The organism is Erwinia persicina (assembly GCF_019844095.1).
Classification (GTDB): Bacteria; Pseudomonadota; Gammaproteobacteria; order Enterobacterales; family Enterobacteriaceae; genus Erwinia; species Erwinia persicina.
This window is the reverse complement of the sequence record NZ_CP082141.1, coordinates 444730-459027: the sequence shown is the minus strand read 5'-3', so window position 1 is coordinate 459027 and position 14298 is coordinate 444730. Positions and strand designations below refer to the sequence as shown.

Here is a 14298-nt window from a genome sequence, read left to right as displayed (position 1 = left end):
TGAAAAATGGCCTGACTCGCGGTCGATCGTCGAAAAAAAAGTCGTTCTACACTAAGCGAAGCTGCCGCAGGATTCCACTTCCGTGAGATTAGCGGTTATAGTGGCGGGTATGAGTTGGAAAGGTCCTACGGAACAACGAAGACAATATGGGAGTGATTATGACCTGGGAATATGCGCTTATTGGGTTAGTAGTAGGAATTATTATCGGCGCGGTCGCCATGCGTTTCGGTAACAGGAAACTGCGTGAGCAACGCAGCCTGCAGTATGAACTGGAGAAGAGCAAAGCCGAACTGGCAGATTACCGTGAAGAGCTGACCAACCATTTTGCCCACAGCGCTGAGCTGCTGGACAATATGGCACGCGACTATCGTCAGCTGTATCAGCATATGGCTAAAGGATCGAATGACCTGCTGCCAAACCTGCCGGGTGAGAAAAATCCCTTTGCTTATCAGCTGACCGAATCCGAAGCGGATAACGATCAGGTGCCCGTACAGATGCCGCGCGACTATCCGGACAGTGCCTCTGGCCTGTTGCGTGGTGAACGCGCGACGAAGTAAATTATTCCGGGGTGCAGTGCACCCCCTTTTTTCAACTGCCATACCTGATCGACTCAACATATTGCCTGCGATGTCGGTTCCCCCCTTCCCCTGATAGCGAGAGCTGAGCCCCGATGAAGAAGACATCATTTCTGTTAAGTGCATTAGCATTGAGTATTGGCGTCAATATGATGGTGGTACCGGCAACCCATGCCGCACTCCCCTCGCAGATTCAGGGGGAGCCTTTGCCCAGCCTTGCTCCCATGCTGGAGGCTGTATTGCCTGCCGTCGTCAGTGTGCATGTTGAGGGAACGGACAGCGACAGTCAGCCGCAGCCGATCCCGGATCCATTAAAGCGCTTCTTTGACCAGAATGGTCAGGACGGTGCACAGGGCGATGATAAATCCGAAGAGTTTGAAGGCCTGGCCTCTGGCGTCATCATTGATGCCGCTAAAGGCTATGTATTAACCAACAATCATGTCGTCAGCGGTGCGAACAAAATCAGTGTTCAGTTGAGCGATGGCCGCGAGTTCGATGCCAAACTGGTCGGCCGTGACGAGCAGACCGATATTGCCCTGATCCAGCTGAAGGGTGCCACTCGCCTCACCCAGGTTAAAATCGCTGATTCTGACAAACTGAAAGTCGGGGATTTCGCCGTGGCTATCGGTAATCCGTTTGGTCTGGGTCAGACGGCGACGTCCGGTATCGTGTCAGCCCTGGGCCGCAGCGGTCTGAACCTTGAAGGGCTGGAGAACTTTATTCAGACCGATGCCGCGATTAACCGTGGAAACTCCGGTGGCGCGCTGGTGAACCTGAACGGCGAACTGATTGGCCTGAATACCGCTATTCTGGCGTCAAGCGGTGGCAATATTGGTATCGGCTTCGCTATCCCGAGCAATATGGCCATGGGTCTGGCGCAGCAACTGATCCAGTTTGGCGAAGTGAAACGCGGTCAGTTAGGCATTAAAGGCACCGAGATGACGGCTGATATGGCGAAAGCCTTTAATATCGACGTGCAGCGCGGCGCTTTCGTCAATGAGGTATTGCCACAGTCGGCGGCGGCAAAAGCGGGAATCAAGGCGGGTGATATTATCACCAGCGTTAATGACAAAGCGGTCACCAACTTTGCTGAACTGCGGGTGAAAATCGGCACCACGCCACCGGGTCAGGAAGTCAAAATCGGCCTGGTCCGTGACGGCAAGCCGCAGACTGTCACCGTCAAACTGGATAACAGTACCCAGAGCAGCGCCAGCGCCGCCCTGCTTACGCCCGCCCTGCAGGGTGCCACGCTCAGTGATGGCGCAGCGAAAGATGGCACAAAAGGGGTGAAGGTGGATGAAGTGGCAAAATCCACGCCTGCCGCTCAGTTTGGCCTGCAAAAAGAGGATGTGATCGTCGGCGTCAACCGCACGCCGGTGCAGAATCTGGCAGAATTGCGAAAATTGCTGGAGGCAAAACCACCGCTGCTGGCACTGAGCGTGATGCGTGGCAACGAGAATATCTATCTCCTGTTGCCTTAATACCTGCGCAGACACAGGCTACTGTGTCTGCGTAACTCATGCTATCCTGCCCTTCGTCCATTCATTCACCGCCTAAGACCATGTTTCTTAAAATTTTGCGTTCAGTGATCCTTGGCCTGATTGTGGCTGCGCTGCTTCTCGTTGCCGTACCTGGCCTCCGGCTGGGTAGCGACCTGCTGTCACATTCAAATGACAGTACCAGCGAAGAGCCCGTCAGCTACAACACAGGCGTGCGACGCGCAGCGCCTGCCGTGGTCTATGTCTACAACCGCAGCGCCAGCGGAGCGAGTGATGTGCTGGGTTCCGGCGTCATCATGGATCCCCGCGGCTATATCCTGACCAATAAACATGTGATTAACGATGCCAGCCAGATTATTGTCAACCTGCAGGATGGCCGCTACTTCGAAGCTATGCTGGTCGGATCGGACTCCCTGACCGATTTAGCGGTGTTGAAAATCAATGCCACTAATCTTCCCGTGATCCCCATCAACCCGCAGCGCATCGCGCATGTTGGCGATTTGGTGATGGCAATTGGTAACCCGTATAACATCGGCCAGACAGTGACGCAGGGTATCATTGGTGCCACGGGTCGCGTCGGCCTGAGCCCTTCCCGACATCAGGATTTCCTGCAGACAGATGCTTCGATTAACCGGGGTAACTCAGGCGGGGCGCTGATCAACTCGCTGGGTGAGCTGATGGGTATCAACACCCTGTCCTTTGATAAAAGTAGCAACGGTGAAACACCGGAAGGGCTGGGCTTTGCCATACCGACCAAACTGGCCACCAAGGTGATGGAAAAACTGATCCGCGACGGGCGTGTGATCCGAGGTTACATTGGCATTACCGGCCAGGAGTTCCGACGGTTTAGCGGTCAAAATTCCAGTATGGAGCACCCACAGGGCCAGGGAATTGTGGTGACGATAGTGAAAGCGGGCGGACCTGCCGATGCAGCCGGTATCCGCGTGAACGATGTGATTACGCGAGTGAATAACGTCCCGGCTATTTCTCCGATGGAAACCATGGACCAGGTAGCGGAAATTCGTCCGGGGACCGTGATTAACGTGGAAATCAGCCGTGAGGATAAAAAACTGACCTTACCTGTTACGGTGCAGGAATATCCTGATGAGAATCCGGGTCAGAGCCAGTAACGATCCTTCCTCTTAAACCCTGATATCAGGGGCGGCAGCCCAGCGTCAGCCTGCTGCCCCGGTATAAGACGATTACTTAACGAAGTCTTCGCCGAGCGTAATATCACTCTTCAGCGTATTGAGCATACCGTCCAGAGACTGTTTTTCAAACGCACTTAACTGGCCAATTGGCCGGCGTTCTTCAATGCCATTTTTACCCAACAGCACCGGCTGTGAGAAGAAACGCGCGTATTCGCCATCCCCTTCAACATAAGCACAGACCACAACATTGCTTTCACCCTTCAGGGCACGGACCAGGGACAAACCAAACACCGCAGCAGCCTGCCCCATGGAAAGCGTTGCAGAACCGCCACCCGCTTTCGCTTCCACGACTTCGGTACCCGCGTTCTGAATACGTTTAGTCAGATCTGCCGCTTCCTGTTCGCTAAATGTTACGCCGGGGATCTGTGACAGCAGTGGCAGGATAGTGACGCCAGAGTGCCCACCGACGACCGGAACATTCAGATCCTGAGGTTGCTTGCCTTTGAGCGCGGCAACAAAAGTATTAGCGCGGATAATGTCCAGCGTGGTCACGCCAAACAGTTTATTTTTATCGTAAACGCCCGCTTTTTTCAGCACTTCAGCAGCGATAGCAACGGTCGTGTTTACCGGATTGGTAATGATGCCGATCAGCGCTTTCGGGCTGGTCGAAGCCACCTGCTCAATCAGATTACGCACGATACCGGCATTAACGTTGAAAAGATCTGAACGATCCATACCGGGTTTACGGGCCACACCGGCAGAAATCAGTACCACGTCAGCACCTTTTAGCGCGGGGGTTGCATCTTCACCGCTGAAGCCTTCAATACTGACGGAGGTAGGGATATGGCTTAAATCAACCGCTACACCTGGGGTCACTGGGGCGATGTCGTACAGAGAGAGTTCTGAGCCAGCCGGAAGCTGAGTTTTAAGCAGGAGGGCCAGAGCCTGACCAATACCACCTGCTGCACCGAGGACTGCAACTTTCATCCTAAACTCCTTATTATATTTTGAACATTACATTTGCCGGGAAATCCATCTACATTTGCATTGTGATGCGGCGTTACATTACACCTTTAGCGCTGATGCGGACAACCTCATCATTATAACAAACTGTTCACATCGTGCGTATTTCAGCACGGCTTCAGCAAATTCTTTTCAACGCCAAAGTTTGTTAAACTACCTTCCCGTCGGCAGAGATGGCCTACTGAATCATTTCTTATTTGCATAAAAATTCATTTAAATGCATAATAATGTCATATCCCGCTGCGGGGATCCTTTAATCACTCCCTTTTATCGGTAACCTATGCGTAACCCATCTAAGCAAGAAGAACTGATTAAGGCTTTCAAGGCCTTACTCAAGGAAGAAAAATTCAGCTCACAGGGCGAGATTGTCAGCGCACTTCAGGAAGACGGCTTCGAGAATATTAATCAGTCGAAGGTCTCCCGAATGCTGACAAAGTTCGGTGCGGTTCGCACCCGCAATGCCAAAATGGAGATGGTTTATTGCCTGCCGGCGGAAATGGGCGTTCCGACCACGACCAGCCCTCTCAAAAATCTGGTACTGGATATCGACCATAATGAGGCGGTGGTGGTTATCCACACCAGCCCGGGAGCCGCTCAGCTGATTGCCCGTCTGCTCGACTCCCTGGGTAAAGCGGAAGGCATCCTTGGCACCATTGCCGGAGATGACACCATCTTTATTACGCCCGCACGCGCCTTTACGGTGAAGCAGCTGCACGATGCGGTGCTGGTTCTGTTTGAACAAGAGTTATAAGCCGCACCAGACGTTAACCTGCTGGCTACACTTGCTACCCCCTCTTCCAGCCAAAGGCCGTGTCTCACCGGCCTTTTTTGATCCCCTGCTAAATCCCTGCATAACGACACATTCCACTGCCTTTTCTGCCTACAGCCTGCTACTAAGACCTTCAGGATTTATTTCATCGCTATGATCGGCCCCTAATAAAAGCACAGATCGCTAACTTCACGCAGGTTAATGTTTTCACAGCAATTTAACAGCTGATGGTTAAAGTATAAGCGTTTTTTATAACGCGTGGTTATTAAAAACTGAAAGTGGTAGGAAGAATCCCATCAAAACATTATTAGCGTGCTATTAATTTTTTACGTTATTAGATCTATACTTGTTTTCGTGATGCAAATCACAGTATTCAAAAAGATAAAAACAGCTGACGAGGAAAATACTATGAACATTAAAACGACTATTGCCGCTTTTAGCGTGTTGTCTGCACTGTCATTTGGGGCTTTTGCCGCTGAATCGGTTAGCGCCGATCAGGCAAAAAACCTGCAATCAATGGGTGTGGTCAGCGTCAGTGGCATTGCTGGTTCACCGATGGACGTGCGTGAAGCACTGAATACTAAAGCAGAAGAGAAAGGGGCAAGCGCTTACCGCGTTATCGAAAACTACGAGAACGGTAACTGGCACGCCACTGCTTTGCTTTACAAATAAGCACGACAGTTTCCCTGCCTGCATATTAGTTAATTAATTATTTAAATACGGTAACCCCAAGTATAACAAACGCTTTTTAGCCCTTTCGGTTGCCGCGAAACCTTCATTCTGGAGTTTTAATCATGAAAACCACTTTTACTATTGCCGCGTTAGGTCTTGCTTCTATTCTTTCATTTGGTGCAGCTGCCGCAAATCTGGTGACTGACCAGGAGGTTGCCAGCCAGAACCTGCAGGCTGCAGGTACCGTGAGCGTCAGCGGTATTGCCGGAACGCCAATGGATATCCGCCATCAGCTTTCTGAAAAAGCCGATCGTCAGGGTGCAACCTCTTATCGCATCATCGAAGCGCGTAACGGCGATAACTATCACGCCACTGCACAACTGTATAAATAACACCGTATCGGGTGCCCGGTGCGCCCGGCGTGACATGACTGCGGTCATGATATTGCATCCGCAGGTTGTAGGTCACAATGAGGAGATTAATATGAAAATGAAAACAACCATCGCTGCATTGGGTCTGCTTTCCGTCATCAGTGCTGGCGCATCTGCTGCACAGCTGGTGAACAGCCAGCAGGCTGAAAATTTGCAATCTGCGGGGACAATTACGTTAAGCGGCGTGGCGGGGACGCCATCGGATATCCGTCAACAGCTGTCAGCGAAGGCTGATAGCGAAGGCGCTCGCGCTTATCGCATTATTGAAGCGCGTAATCAGGACAGCTGGCACGCCACCGCCGAGCTTTATAAGTAATTCCTCGTCGACAGCCTGCCCCTTAAAGGACAGGCCGGACGAACCTTTTGGCCCCGTTCGCCGGGGCCCTTTTTATTTCCGGTTATCTGACATTAAAGTGCAGCTGACCATCAAGCTCCTCCTCAGCTTCATCAAACAACAGAATCAATGCACCGTAACGCCGCTTCTGACCGCTTCCGAGATGGATAAACTCTATTTCCAGCGGCAAAGGTATCCGTGGCTGAATAATGGCATCCCAGAGGCTGTCCAGGTCGGCTATCTCCCCTACTGCCAGCCCGAATCGTTCGCTGAACTGACGGTAGAAATGGGCCTGATCGACGATTTCGTTAAAATCAAAACGCTCTTTTCTCATACTGGCTGCTCCGCAGAACACCTTGCCATTCCCAGGGCTAAAGCCCGCCAAGATGCAGGGCTTTGACTTCCATAAATTCGTCCAGTCCCAGCACCGATCCTTCACGTCCCAGACCCGACTCTTTGACGCCGCCAAACGGGGCCAGCTCAGTAGAGACTGCGCACTCATTGATCCCTACCATACCGCTTTCCAGCGCGGCAGACACGCGGAATACCCGCTGCAAATCCTGGGTGTAAAAGTAGGCCGCCAGACCGAACTCGGTGTCATTAGCCCGGCGGATCACCTCATCTTCTTCATCGAAACGGAAACAGGCGGCCACCGGTCCGAAAGTCTCTTCCTGCGCCAGCTTCATGCTTTCACTGGCTTCGGCTATCACGGTAGGCTGCCAGAAATTCCCACCCAGCGCATGTCGCGCACCGCCCGTCACCACCCTGCCGCCTTTTGCTACAGCATCATTGACGTGCTCTTCGACTTTTTCCAGCGCAGAAGCCTCAATCAGTGGCCCGACGATCACCCCTTCTTCCATGCCGTTGCCCACTTTCAGCTTATCCACTTCAGCGGCGAGCTGGCTGACAAAACGGTCATATACGCTGTTGTGAATAAAGAAGCGATTGACGCTGACGCACACCTGCCCGGCATTGCGGAACTTGTTAGCAATTGCCCCTTTAACGGCCGCATCAATATCCGCATCATCAAAAACGATATAAGGGGCATTACCGCCCAACTCCATGGACACTTTCTTCAGCGTGTCTGCCGCCTTTCTCATCAGGAGCTTGCCGACTTCCGTCGATCCGGTGAAGGAGATCTTGCGAACGACCGGGCTGGCCATAATCGCATCGCTGATCGCCTGCGTATCCCCCGCCACTGCGTTCAGCACGCCGTCAGGAACTCCCGCTTTTTTCGCCAGAGCGAGCAGGGCAAAGGCAGACAGTGGCGTGTTATTTGCGGGCTTGATAATACCGGTACAGCCCGCCGCCAGTGCCGGACCAAGCTTACGGGTCAGCATAGCCATCGGGAAATTCCACGGGGTAATCGCTGCAACGACGCCGACGGGTTCACGGGTGGCAAAAATCCGGCTACCGGCCTTAGCCGGGGGGATAATTTCACCATTGGCACGCTTCGCCTGTTCAGCAAACCACTGAATAAAGCTGGCGGCGTACTCCACCTCACCTTCCGCCTCTTTAAGGGGCTTACCCTGTTCGGCGGTCATCAGTTGTCCCAGCCAGGCTTTATGCTCAATCATCAGTTGATACCAGCGCTGCAAAATCTCTGCACGCTCTTTGGCCGTTTTTGCACGCCAGGCGGGGAAAGCCGCCGCCGCCGCCGCGATGGCCTGCTCAGTTTCTGTTTTACCCGCTTTTGCCACCCGGGCAATCACGTCACCCGTCGCCGGGTTAAAGACATCAAAGGTGCTGGCCGCCTGCTGCCAGACGCCGCCGACCAGAAAGCCTGTCTGAAACAGTTCGTTATCCTTAAGCGTTGAGAGGGCCATGACTCATCTCCTGATAGGGGTTATTTGCCTGAAAATAAGTATAGATGGCAAACGGCGGTCGTTTTATGACGTAATGGCATGAGCGGCAGGAATGTCACGGCAAAAATGCTGGCAGCAGGCGCTGCCAGCGGCATCATCAGATCCGGATCAGCGTATTCTGATATTTTTTTAGCACCGCAGCCAGACGGGCCACCGGCTCGGTGACACCGACAGGTGCCTCATACTGCACCAGCTTTTGCTGGTAAATCTCAAACTCGGCCAGCAAACGATCGAAGTAATGGCGTTTTTTCCCCTCACTCGTCGACGAAATAACCCGGTCAGCAGTATGGCGCATCTGTTTATGAAAGGCAGACAAATCGGCATTGACCGGTACATCGGCATCGCGCATGCGCTGATGGGCGATAATCAGCGTCAGGGCCAGCCGGTACTTATCAATATCGCTGGGAAAAATATTGAGCAACATAAAGAGCTGCTGATAGAGCGCGGGCAGATGGTTTTCTTTACGTCGTGCCGTGTTGGTCGTTAACGCAGACACCGCCGCATACATCAGACGATTCAGCAGCGTCCTGCCGACGCGGGCTTTTGACGTATCGCGTATCAGCAGGATCACCAGCAGCGCCACAAAGCATCCAATGGCCTGTCCGAGTGCGCTGTCAAGAAACAGGCTGACTTCGAATTTCATCGGATTGTCCAGGGTCAGAATATTAATGGTTCCGACCAGCGCACCCAGCGTCCCAATCTGACGTCGCTGAATGAGAATACCGCAAATGAACGCCATCACCCCCAGCGCAATGCAGAGCAGCAGCATACTTTGCTGCGTGCCTGGCATCACCACCATGTAATAGAGAGACCCCAGCGGGATGGCGACAATCATGCCGTACAGGAAATCCTTCGCCACCATCAGCGGATTCGGTGTACGCATCGCCAGAGAGGTGATAACAGCCAGCATCACCATCGCCCCGCTGCCAGAGGTCCAGCCCGTCCAAAGCCAGAACAGAGAGCCCACCGCGATGGCCACGAAGGTGCGCAGCCCGTTCACCAGAGCATGACGGCTTTCCGCCGAGCGCATTTTTACCACCGGCTCTGCGTTCAGTATCTCTTCTTCCATACGGCTGATGCTGCTGTTGGTATGCACACCTTTGAGCAGAAGCAGATAGCGGCTGGCCGCACCTACCCAGGAGCGGATCGTCCCCGGCGTATTCTTGCTGCCGCTGGCGGCGATCACCCGACGCATCACCTTCATCCGCTGATGAATATCAGCAATAGTTTCTACCGGTTTTTCGAAAAACAGATGGAACTGGCTGGGAACATACTCCTGGCGGGTGTTCTGGATCAGAAAGGTCTCGCACGCCTGGGTAATCAGCGTCAGCGACAGAGTGTTCATCACCCGCAGACGCCGGTCAGTTTTCTGCCAGCGTCCGGCCTCCATCATCAGGTGATTACGCATGCCGTTCAGGGCGGTGGTACGACGCACCAGCCCTGCCCAGCATTTATCGACCTCGTCCTTATCGGCATGAGCCACACAGAGCTGCATCAGACGGTACTGTTCCACCAGCAGGGCGTCAATTTCCCGGTCAATATCCTGCTTAATGGATCGCGGTGAAAACAGCATATCGGCCAGAATGGCGCAAACGATGCCGATGATAATTTCACTGCAGCGCTCAACGGCAAACTGTGGGGCCAGCAGCAGCGAGCCATTAGCGTCGACGCTGACCACGATAATCAGGGCCGTATAACCTGCCAGCCCAAGGGCATAGGAGTTCTCCACTTTCATCAGAGAGGAGATCCATACGCAAACGCCCGCCCAGATGCAGCAGAGCAGCAGCATCACTACCGGCGCGCGAATGGTAGCCACCATGATCGTCACAGCAGCAATACAGCCTATAAAGGTACCGATGATACGGAGCATGCCGCGGTGACGCAGCGCACCGGAGAAGGGATCGCCCCCGGCCGCAAAAGCAGTCCCCCCGGCCACGATGGCGGCGGTCATCACCGCCCAGCGGGGGGTTTCCAGATTGAATTCAAACCCGACGATCAGCGCCAGCAGAATGGCAAAGGTCAGTTTGATGGGAAAGCGCAGACGATACCACTGCATATCCAGCCCCGCCTCAGCCAAACTCACGCAGACGATGCATCAGCTGCATCAGCGGTGAACGGTCTTTATCCTGGCGATCCTGAGCACCGGTGACCACAACGGTAGCGGTGGTGCCCGACGGATAAAGGTTGCCCGGCTGCTGGTCAAGATGAATACGCACCGGCACGCGCTGCGCCAGACGCACCCACTCCAAATTAGAGTCGATAGTGGCCATCCCTTTACTGTCAACGGTGCTGCTGCTGTTGGTCACACCCGCGGCCACACTGTCGACCGATCCGTGCAGCACGTGATTGCTGCCCAGTGGGGTAATCTCGACCCGGTAGCCCGGACGAATGCCATCCAGTTTCGTCTCTTCAAGATAGGCCAGGACATAAAATGAATGTTGTTTAACCAGCGCCACGGAAGTCGACCCACGGGTAATAAACTCACCGGTGTAGACATTCAGGTTGGTTATCCAACCGGCTGAGGGGGCTTTGACCACCGTACGTTCCAAATCCAGTTTCGCCAGGTCACGTGTGGCCACCGATTTCGCCAGCTGATGTTCCGTGGTCTGATAATCATTATTGGCCTGGTCAATCGCCTCACGCGACATGGCAGAGACGCCCAGCTTATTTCGGCGCGAGGCTTCACGGCGCTTTTCACCCAGTACAGCCTGATAATAGGCCACGTCGGCTTCTGCTTCTTCCAGTGCTTTCTGATAGCGCGGCTGGTCGATGGTGAACAGCACCTGGTCTTTCTGCACCAGCTGATTGTCATGGACGCGGACATCGGTAATCAGGCCGCTGACATCAGGGGCAATCGCCACCACATCCGCCGTAAATTTGGCATCACGAGTCCAGGGGGATTCGGTGTAAAACACCCACACGCGGAAAATCAGGACAATGGCGATGATTACCAGCAGCAGGGTTATGGCGAAACGGGAAATTTTTCTTGTTAGAGCTTTCACTATGACCTCAGACGAACAATCGGGATACCAGATAAAACAGGCAGCAGTACAATGCGGTATTAAACAGTGCCGGGTGCCAGACCAGATCGTAGATTCCGGTTGGGGTAATAAGACGTCGCACCAGCCAGAACACCATCAGTGACACAATAATTTCAAAAAAAATGGGGGGAAATGACATCCCGAACACCACAACAACGGGTAGCACACTCATCTCTTATCCTTATGAATACTTGACCAGGCTATCCGCTTCTACCGCTCACACCTCTCCCGTTAACCTCGCGGGCAGGTATGCAGGTGTATGATGTTTCATCGACATGTCGACTGAAGAGACGCATCAGTACCGAAGCTCAGTGAATAATAGCCTGTTCAGTGAGCCAGCATCTAAAGGGAATGGGGTGTGAGATCGATAACCCGACGATGCTATAGTAACGTGCCTGACTATAAGTTTTCTACCAAATGTGATCTAAATCACTTTTAAGCCAGGGTTAATAATGGAAAGACTGAAAGGCATGACCGTTTTCGCCAAAGTCGTTGAACTGGGTTCCTTTACCGCGGCGGCACAGCATATGCAGTTAAGCGTATCGGCAGTGAGCCAGATTGTGGCCCGGCTGGAAAATGAGCTGCAGGTGAAACTCCTTAACCGCAGTACGCGCAGCCTGGGGTTGACCGAGGCGGGTAAGATCTACTTTCAGGGCTGCCGGCGCATGATGTCCGAAGCGCAACAGGTGCATGAGCAGCTGTGGGCCTTTAACAATACGCCCATCGGTACGCTACGCATCGGCAGCTCGTCGACGATGTCACAAAACCTGCTGGCTCCGATGACCGAAGAGATGCTGAAAGAGTACCCCGGACTGACAGTCAATCTGGTGACCGGCATACCGGCCCCCGACCTGATTGCAGACGGACTCGATTTGGTGATCCGCGTCGGTGCGCTACAGGACTCCAGCCTGTTTTCAAAACGCTTAGGCTCCATGCCCATGGTGGTCTGTGCCGCAAAAAATTATCTGGCACAGTTTGGCACCCCGGAAAAGCCCTCGGATATCAGTAACTATTCATGGCTGCAGTACAGCGTGCGCCCTGATAATGATTTTGAATTGACCTCGCCGGAAGGCACCTCAATCCGTCTTTCCCCACAGGGGCGTTTTGCCACTAATGATTCGCAGACGCTGATCCGCTGGCTGAAATCCGGCACTGGTATCGCCTATGTGCCGCTGATGTGGATTATTGATGAGATTAACGCAGGCCAGGTGGAGATCCTGTTTGCGCATTATCAGTCGGTGCCGCGCCCGGTCTATGCGGTTTACACGCAAAAAGATAAGTTACCGCTGAAAGTTCAGGTCTGTATTAACTATCTGACCGACTATTTCGATAAGGTGGCGGAAATTTACCAGGAGTTCCGGAAATAACCTGCCGGGGTGACCGAAAAGAAGGGCGCCCGCTGCACTGAATTCAGTGGCTGGGGCGGGCCTTTTTTCCGGTCGACCGGCTTTTAAGCGGTGCCGCCTACGGTCAGTTTATCCAGCTTCAGGGTTGGCTGACCGACGCCAACAGGCAGGCTCTGCCCCTCTTTGCCGCAGACCCCGACGCCTTTATCCAGCGCCAGATCGTTACCCACCATCGATATCTGCTGCATCGCCTCGATGCCGGATCCGATCAGCGTTGCCCCTTTCACCGGCTTCGTCACCTTGCCGTTTTCAATCAGGTACGCCTCTGAGGTGGAGAAAACAAACTTACCGGAGGTGATATCCACCTGTCCGCCGCCGAAGTTTGGCGCATACAGACCGTACTCGACGCTTGCAATAATATCCTGCGGGGTGGACTTCCCTGCCAGCATATAGGTGTTGGTCATGCGTGGCATCGGCAGATGCGCGTAAGACTCACGGCGACCGTTACCGGTCGGGGCCACTCCCATCAGGCGGGCATTGAGCTTATCCTGCATATAACCTTTCAGGATCCCGTTCTCAATCAGCACATTGTACTGACCCGGTACGCCTTCATCATCCACGGCCAGCGAGCCGCGCAGGCCATCAAGGGTGCCATCATCCACCACGGTACACAGCTCGGAAGCCACCAGCTGGCCCATCTGACCGCTAAAGACCGACGTTCCCCGGCGATTAAAATCGCCTTCCAGCCCGTGGCCGACCGCTTCGTGTAACAGTACACCCGGCCAGCCTGCACCCAGCACGACCGGAATCGTCCCCGCTGGCGCGGCGACCGCATTCAGATTGACCAGCGCCATGCGCACGGCTTCACGCGCCCAGGCATCGGCACGGACTTCTCCGTCTTCGTTGGCCAGGAAGAATTCGTAGCCAAAGCGTCCGCCGCCGCCGCTGGATCCCCGCTCACGCTTACCGTTATCTTCCACCTGGACACTGACCGAAAGACGCACCAGCGGACGCACATCGGTGGCCAGGGTGCCATCGGTTGCGGCCACGAGGATCAGCTCATACACGCCCGTCAGACTGGCAGACACTTCCTGCACGCGTTTGTCGGCGGCACGAGCCGCACTGTCTACGCGGTGCAGCAGCGCGATTTTTTCTTCCCGTGTCAGACTCTGTAGTGGATCGAGAGCCGGATACAATGCCCGGTTCATGACCGCTCCCAGCGTCCGCGACTGGCCGTTGCCCTGCTCACGCACGATGCTGCGCGCGGCCGTCGCGCTCTGATGCAGTGCATTAAGCGTGATCTGGTCAGCATAGGCAAAGCCGGTCTTTTCGCCGCTGACGGCACGTACGCCTACGCCCTGATCGATATTGTAGGAGCCATCTTTAATAATGCGGTCTTCCAGCACCCAGGATTCATGGTAGCTGGACTGAAAATAGAGATCGGCATAGTCCAGCTTGCGCTCGGAAAGCTGGCCGAGGATAGAAAAAAGGTCGCTTTGACTAATGTTGTTAGCAGTTAGTAACTGCTCACTTACCAGATTCAGACTCATGAATTCTCGCTCTGTGTGGGTACTTTCACAATCAATCATACC

At 53.9% G+C, this 14298-nt stretch carries 15 protein-coding genes; 8 read left to right on the top strand and 7 right to left on the bottom strand.

The window, feature by feature from the left end; genetic code table 11:
* Window positions 1-158 precede the first annotated feature (158 nt).
* The 3 genes from zapG (at window position 159) to degS (ending at window position 3204) form a co-directional block, all read left to right on the top strand.
* Window positions 159-557: a Z-ring associated protein ZapG gene (gene zapG / locus K6L24_RS02125; protein WP_062744543.1), complete on the top strand. Its 399-nt coding sequence runs from the start codon at window positions 159-161 to the stop codon at window positions 555-557.
* 113 nt (window positions 558-670) lie between these two features.
* Window positions 671-2056: a serine endoprotease DegQ gene (gene degQ / locus K6L24_RS02120; protein WP_062744495.1), complete on the top strand. Its 1386-nt coding sequence runs from the start codon at window positions 671-673 to the stop codon at window positions 2054-2056.
* Window positions 2057-2136: 80 nt separating this feature from the next.
* A complete protein-coding gene (gene degS, locus K6L24_RS02115) occupies window positions 2137-3204 on the top strand; it encodes an outer membrane-stress sensor serine endopeptidase DegS (RefSeq protein ID WP_174522421.1) in 1068 nt (355 codons plus the stop codon).
* A 72-nt stretch (window positions 3205-3276) separates the two neighbouring features.
* On the opposite strand, the gene mdh is transcribed toward degS, so the two are convergent.
* On the bottom strand, window positions 3277-4212 hold the full coding sequence (mdh, locus tag K6L24_RS02110; RefSeq protein WP_137269581.1) for a malate dehydrogenase: 936 nt from the start codon (window positions 4210-4212) through the stop codon (window positions 3277-3279).
* 316 nt (window positions 4213-4528) lie between these two features.
* Between mdh and argR the strand changes: the two genes are divergently transcribed.
* The 4 genes from argR to yhcN (K6L24_RS02090) all read left to right on the top strand — a co-directional run bounded on the left by argR (window position 4529) and on the right by yhcN (K6L24_RS02090) (window position 6436).
* The gene (gene argR, locus K6L24_RS02105; RefSeq protein ID WP_062744498.1) at window positions 4529-4999 is read left to right on the top strand and encodes a transcriptional regulator ArgR; all 471 of its coding nucleotides are present in this window, start codon (window positions 4529-4531) and stop codon (window positions 4997-4999) included.
* A 426-nt stretch (window positions 5000-5425) separates the two neighbouring features.
* Window positions 5426-5689 carry a peroxide/acid stress response protein YhcN gene (gene yhcN / locus K6L24_RS02100; RefSeq protein WP_062744499.1) on the top strand — a complete coding sequence of 88 codons (264 nt, stop codon included), beginning with the start codon at window positions 5426-5428 and terminating at the stop codon, window positions 5687-5689.
* 122 nt (window positions 5690-5811) lie between these two features.
* Window positions 5812-6081: a peroxide/acid stress response protein YhcN gene (gene yhcN / locus K6L24_RS02095; protein WP_222681896.1), complete on the top strand. Its 270-nt coding sequence runs from the start codon at window positions 5812-5814 to the stop codon at window positions 6079-6081.
* A 91-nt stretch (window positions 6082-6172) separates the two neighbouring features.
* On the top strand, window positions 6173-6436 hold the full coding sequence (yhcN, locus tag K6L24_RS02090) for a peroxide/acid stress response protein YhcN (protein WP_062744501.1): 264 nt from the start codon (window positions 6173-6175) through the stop codon (window positions 6434-6436).
* An 82-nt stretch (window positions 6437-6518) separates the two neighbouring features.
* Here the strand turns inward: yhcN (K6L24_RS02090) and K6L24_RS02085 are convergent, their stop codons facing one another.
* The 5 genes from K6L24_RS02085 to aaeX all read right to left on the bottom strand — a co-directional run bounded on the left by K6L24_RS02085 (window position 6519) and on the right by aaeX (window position 11532).
* Window positions 6519-6788, bottom strand: a complete 270-nt coding sequence (locus K6L24_RS02085) for a barstar family protein (protein ID WP_062744502.1) — start codon at window positions 6786-6788, stop codon at window positions 6519-6521.
* 37 nt (window positions 6789-6825) lie between these two features.
* Window positions 6826-8280 (bottom strand): NAD-dependent succinate-semialdehyde dehydrogenase, encoded by a 1455-nt coding sequence (locus K6L24_RS02080; protein WP_062744503.1) that lies wholly within the window; start codon window positions 8278-8280, stop codon window positions 6826-6828.
* A 136-nt stretch (window positions 8281-8416) separates the two neighbouring features.
* On the bottom strand, window positions 8417-10375 hold the full coding sequence (gene aaeB / locus K6L24_RS02075; protein WP_222681895.1) for a p-hydroxybenzoic acid efflux pump subunit AaeB: 1959 nt from the start codon (window positions 10373-10375) through the stop codon (window positions 8417-8419).
* Window positions 10376-10388: 13 nt separating this feature from the next.
* Window positions 10389-11321 (bottom strand): p-hydroxybenzoic acid efflux pump subunit AaeA, encoded by a 933-nt coding sequence (aaeA, locus tag K6L24_RS02070; protein WP_062744505.1) that lies wholly within the window; start codon window positions 11319-11321, stop codon window positions 10389-10391.
* Between the two features lie 7 nt (window positions 11322-11328).
* Window positions 11329-11532: a p-hydroxybenzoic acid efflux pump operon protein AaeX gene (gene aaeX, locus K6L24_RS02065; protein WP_062744506.1), complete on the bottom strand. Its 204-nt coding sequence runs from the start codon at window positions 11530-11532 to the stop codon at window positions 11329-11331.
* Window positions 11533-11812: 280 nt separating this feature from the next.
* Between aaeX and aaeR the strand changes: the two genes are divergently transcribed.
* Window positions 11813-12727, top strand: a complete 915-nt coding sequence (gene aaeR, locus K6L24_RS02060; RefSeq protein ID WP_062744507.1) for an HTH-type transcriptional activator AaeR — start codon at window positions 11813-11815, stop codon at window positions 12725-12727.
* Window positions 12728-12810: 83 nt separating this feature from the next.
* On the opposite strand, the gene tldD is transcribed toward aaeR, so the two are convergent.
* A complete protein-coding gene (gene tldD, locus K6L24_RS02055; RefSeq protein ID WP_062744508.1) occupies window positions 12811-14256 on the bottom strand; it encodes a metalloprotease TldD in 1446 nt (481 codons plus the stop codon).
* Between the last annotated feature and the right edge of the window lie 42 nt (window positions 14257-14298).

What these genes read in the sequence shown, in the direction of transcription:
- yhcN (WP_062744501.1), top strand. Translation starts at nt 6,173, where the DNA reads ATGAAAATGAAAACAACCATCGCTGCATTGGGTCTGCTTTCCGTCATC.
- degS (WP_174522421.1), top strand. Translation starts at nt 2,137, where the DNA reads ATGTTTCTTAAAATTTTGCGTTCAGTGATCCTTGGCCTGATTGTGGCT.
- zapG (WP_062744543.1), top strand. Translation starts at nt 159, where the DNA reads ATGACCTGGGAATATGCGCTTATTGGGTTAGTAGTAGGAATTATTATC.
- aaeR (WP_062744507.1), top strand. Translation starts at nt 11,813, where the DNA reads ATGGAAAGACTGAAAGGCATGACCGTTTTCGCCAAAGTCGTTGAACTG.
- K6L24_RS02085 (WP_062744502.1), bottom strand. Translation starts at nt 6,788, where the DNA reads ATGAGAAAAGAGCGTTTTGATTTTAACGAAATCGTCGATCAGGCCCAT.
- aaeB (WP_222681895.1), bottom strand. Translation starts at nt 10,375, where the DNA reads ATGCAGTGGTATCGTCTGCGCTTTCCCATCAAACTGACCTTTGCCATT.
- yhcN (WP_222681896.1), top strand. Translation starts at nt 5,812, where the DNA reads ATGAAAACCACTTTTACTATTGCCGCGTTAGGTCTTGCTTCTATTCTT.
- argR (WP_062744498.1), top strand. Translation starts at nt 4,529, where the DNA reads ATGCGTAACCCATCTAAGCAAGAAGAACTGATTAAGGCTTTCAAGGCC.
- degQ (WP_062744495.1), top strand. Translation starts at nt 671, where the DNA reads ATGAAGAAGACATCATTTCTGTTAAGTGCATTAGCATTGAGTATTGGC.
- mdh (WP_137269581.1), bottom strand. Translation starts at nt 4,212, where the DNA reads ATGAAAGTTGCAGTCCTCGGTGCAGCAGGTGGTATTGGTCAGGCTCTG.
- yhcN (WP_062744499.1), top strand. Translation starts at nt 5,426, where the DNA reads ATGAACATTAAAACGACTATTGCCGCTTTTAGCGTGTTGTCTGCACTG.
- aaeX (WP_062744506.1), bottom strand. Translation starts at nt 11,532, where the DNA reads ATGAGTGTGCTACCCGTTGTTGTGGTGTTCGGGATGTCATTTCCCCCC.
- tldD (WP_062744508.1), bottom strand. Translation starts at nt 14,256, where the DNA reads ATGAGTCTGAATCTGGTAAGTGAGCAGTTACTAACTGCTAACAACATT.
- K6L24_RS02080 (WP_062744503.1), bottom strand. Translation starts at nt 8,280, where the DNA reads ATGGCCCTCTCAACGCTTAAGGATAACGAACTGTTTCAGACAGGCTTT.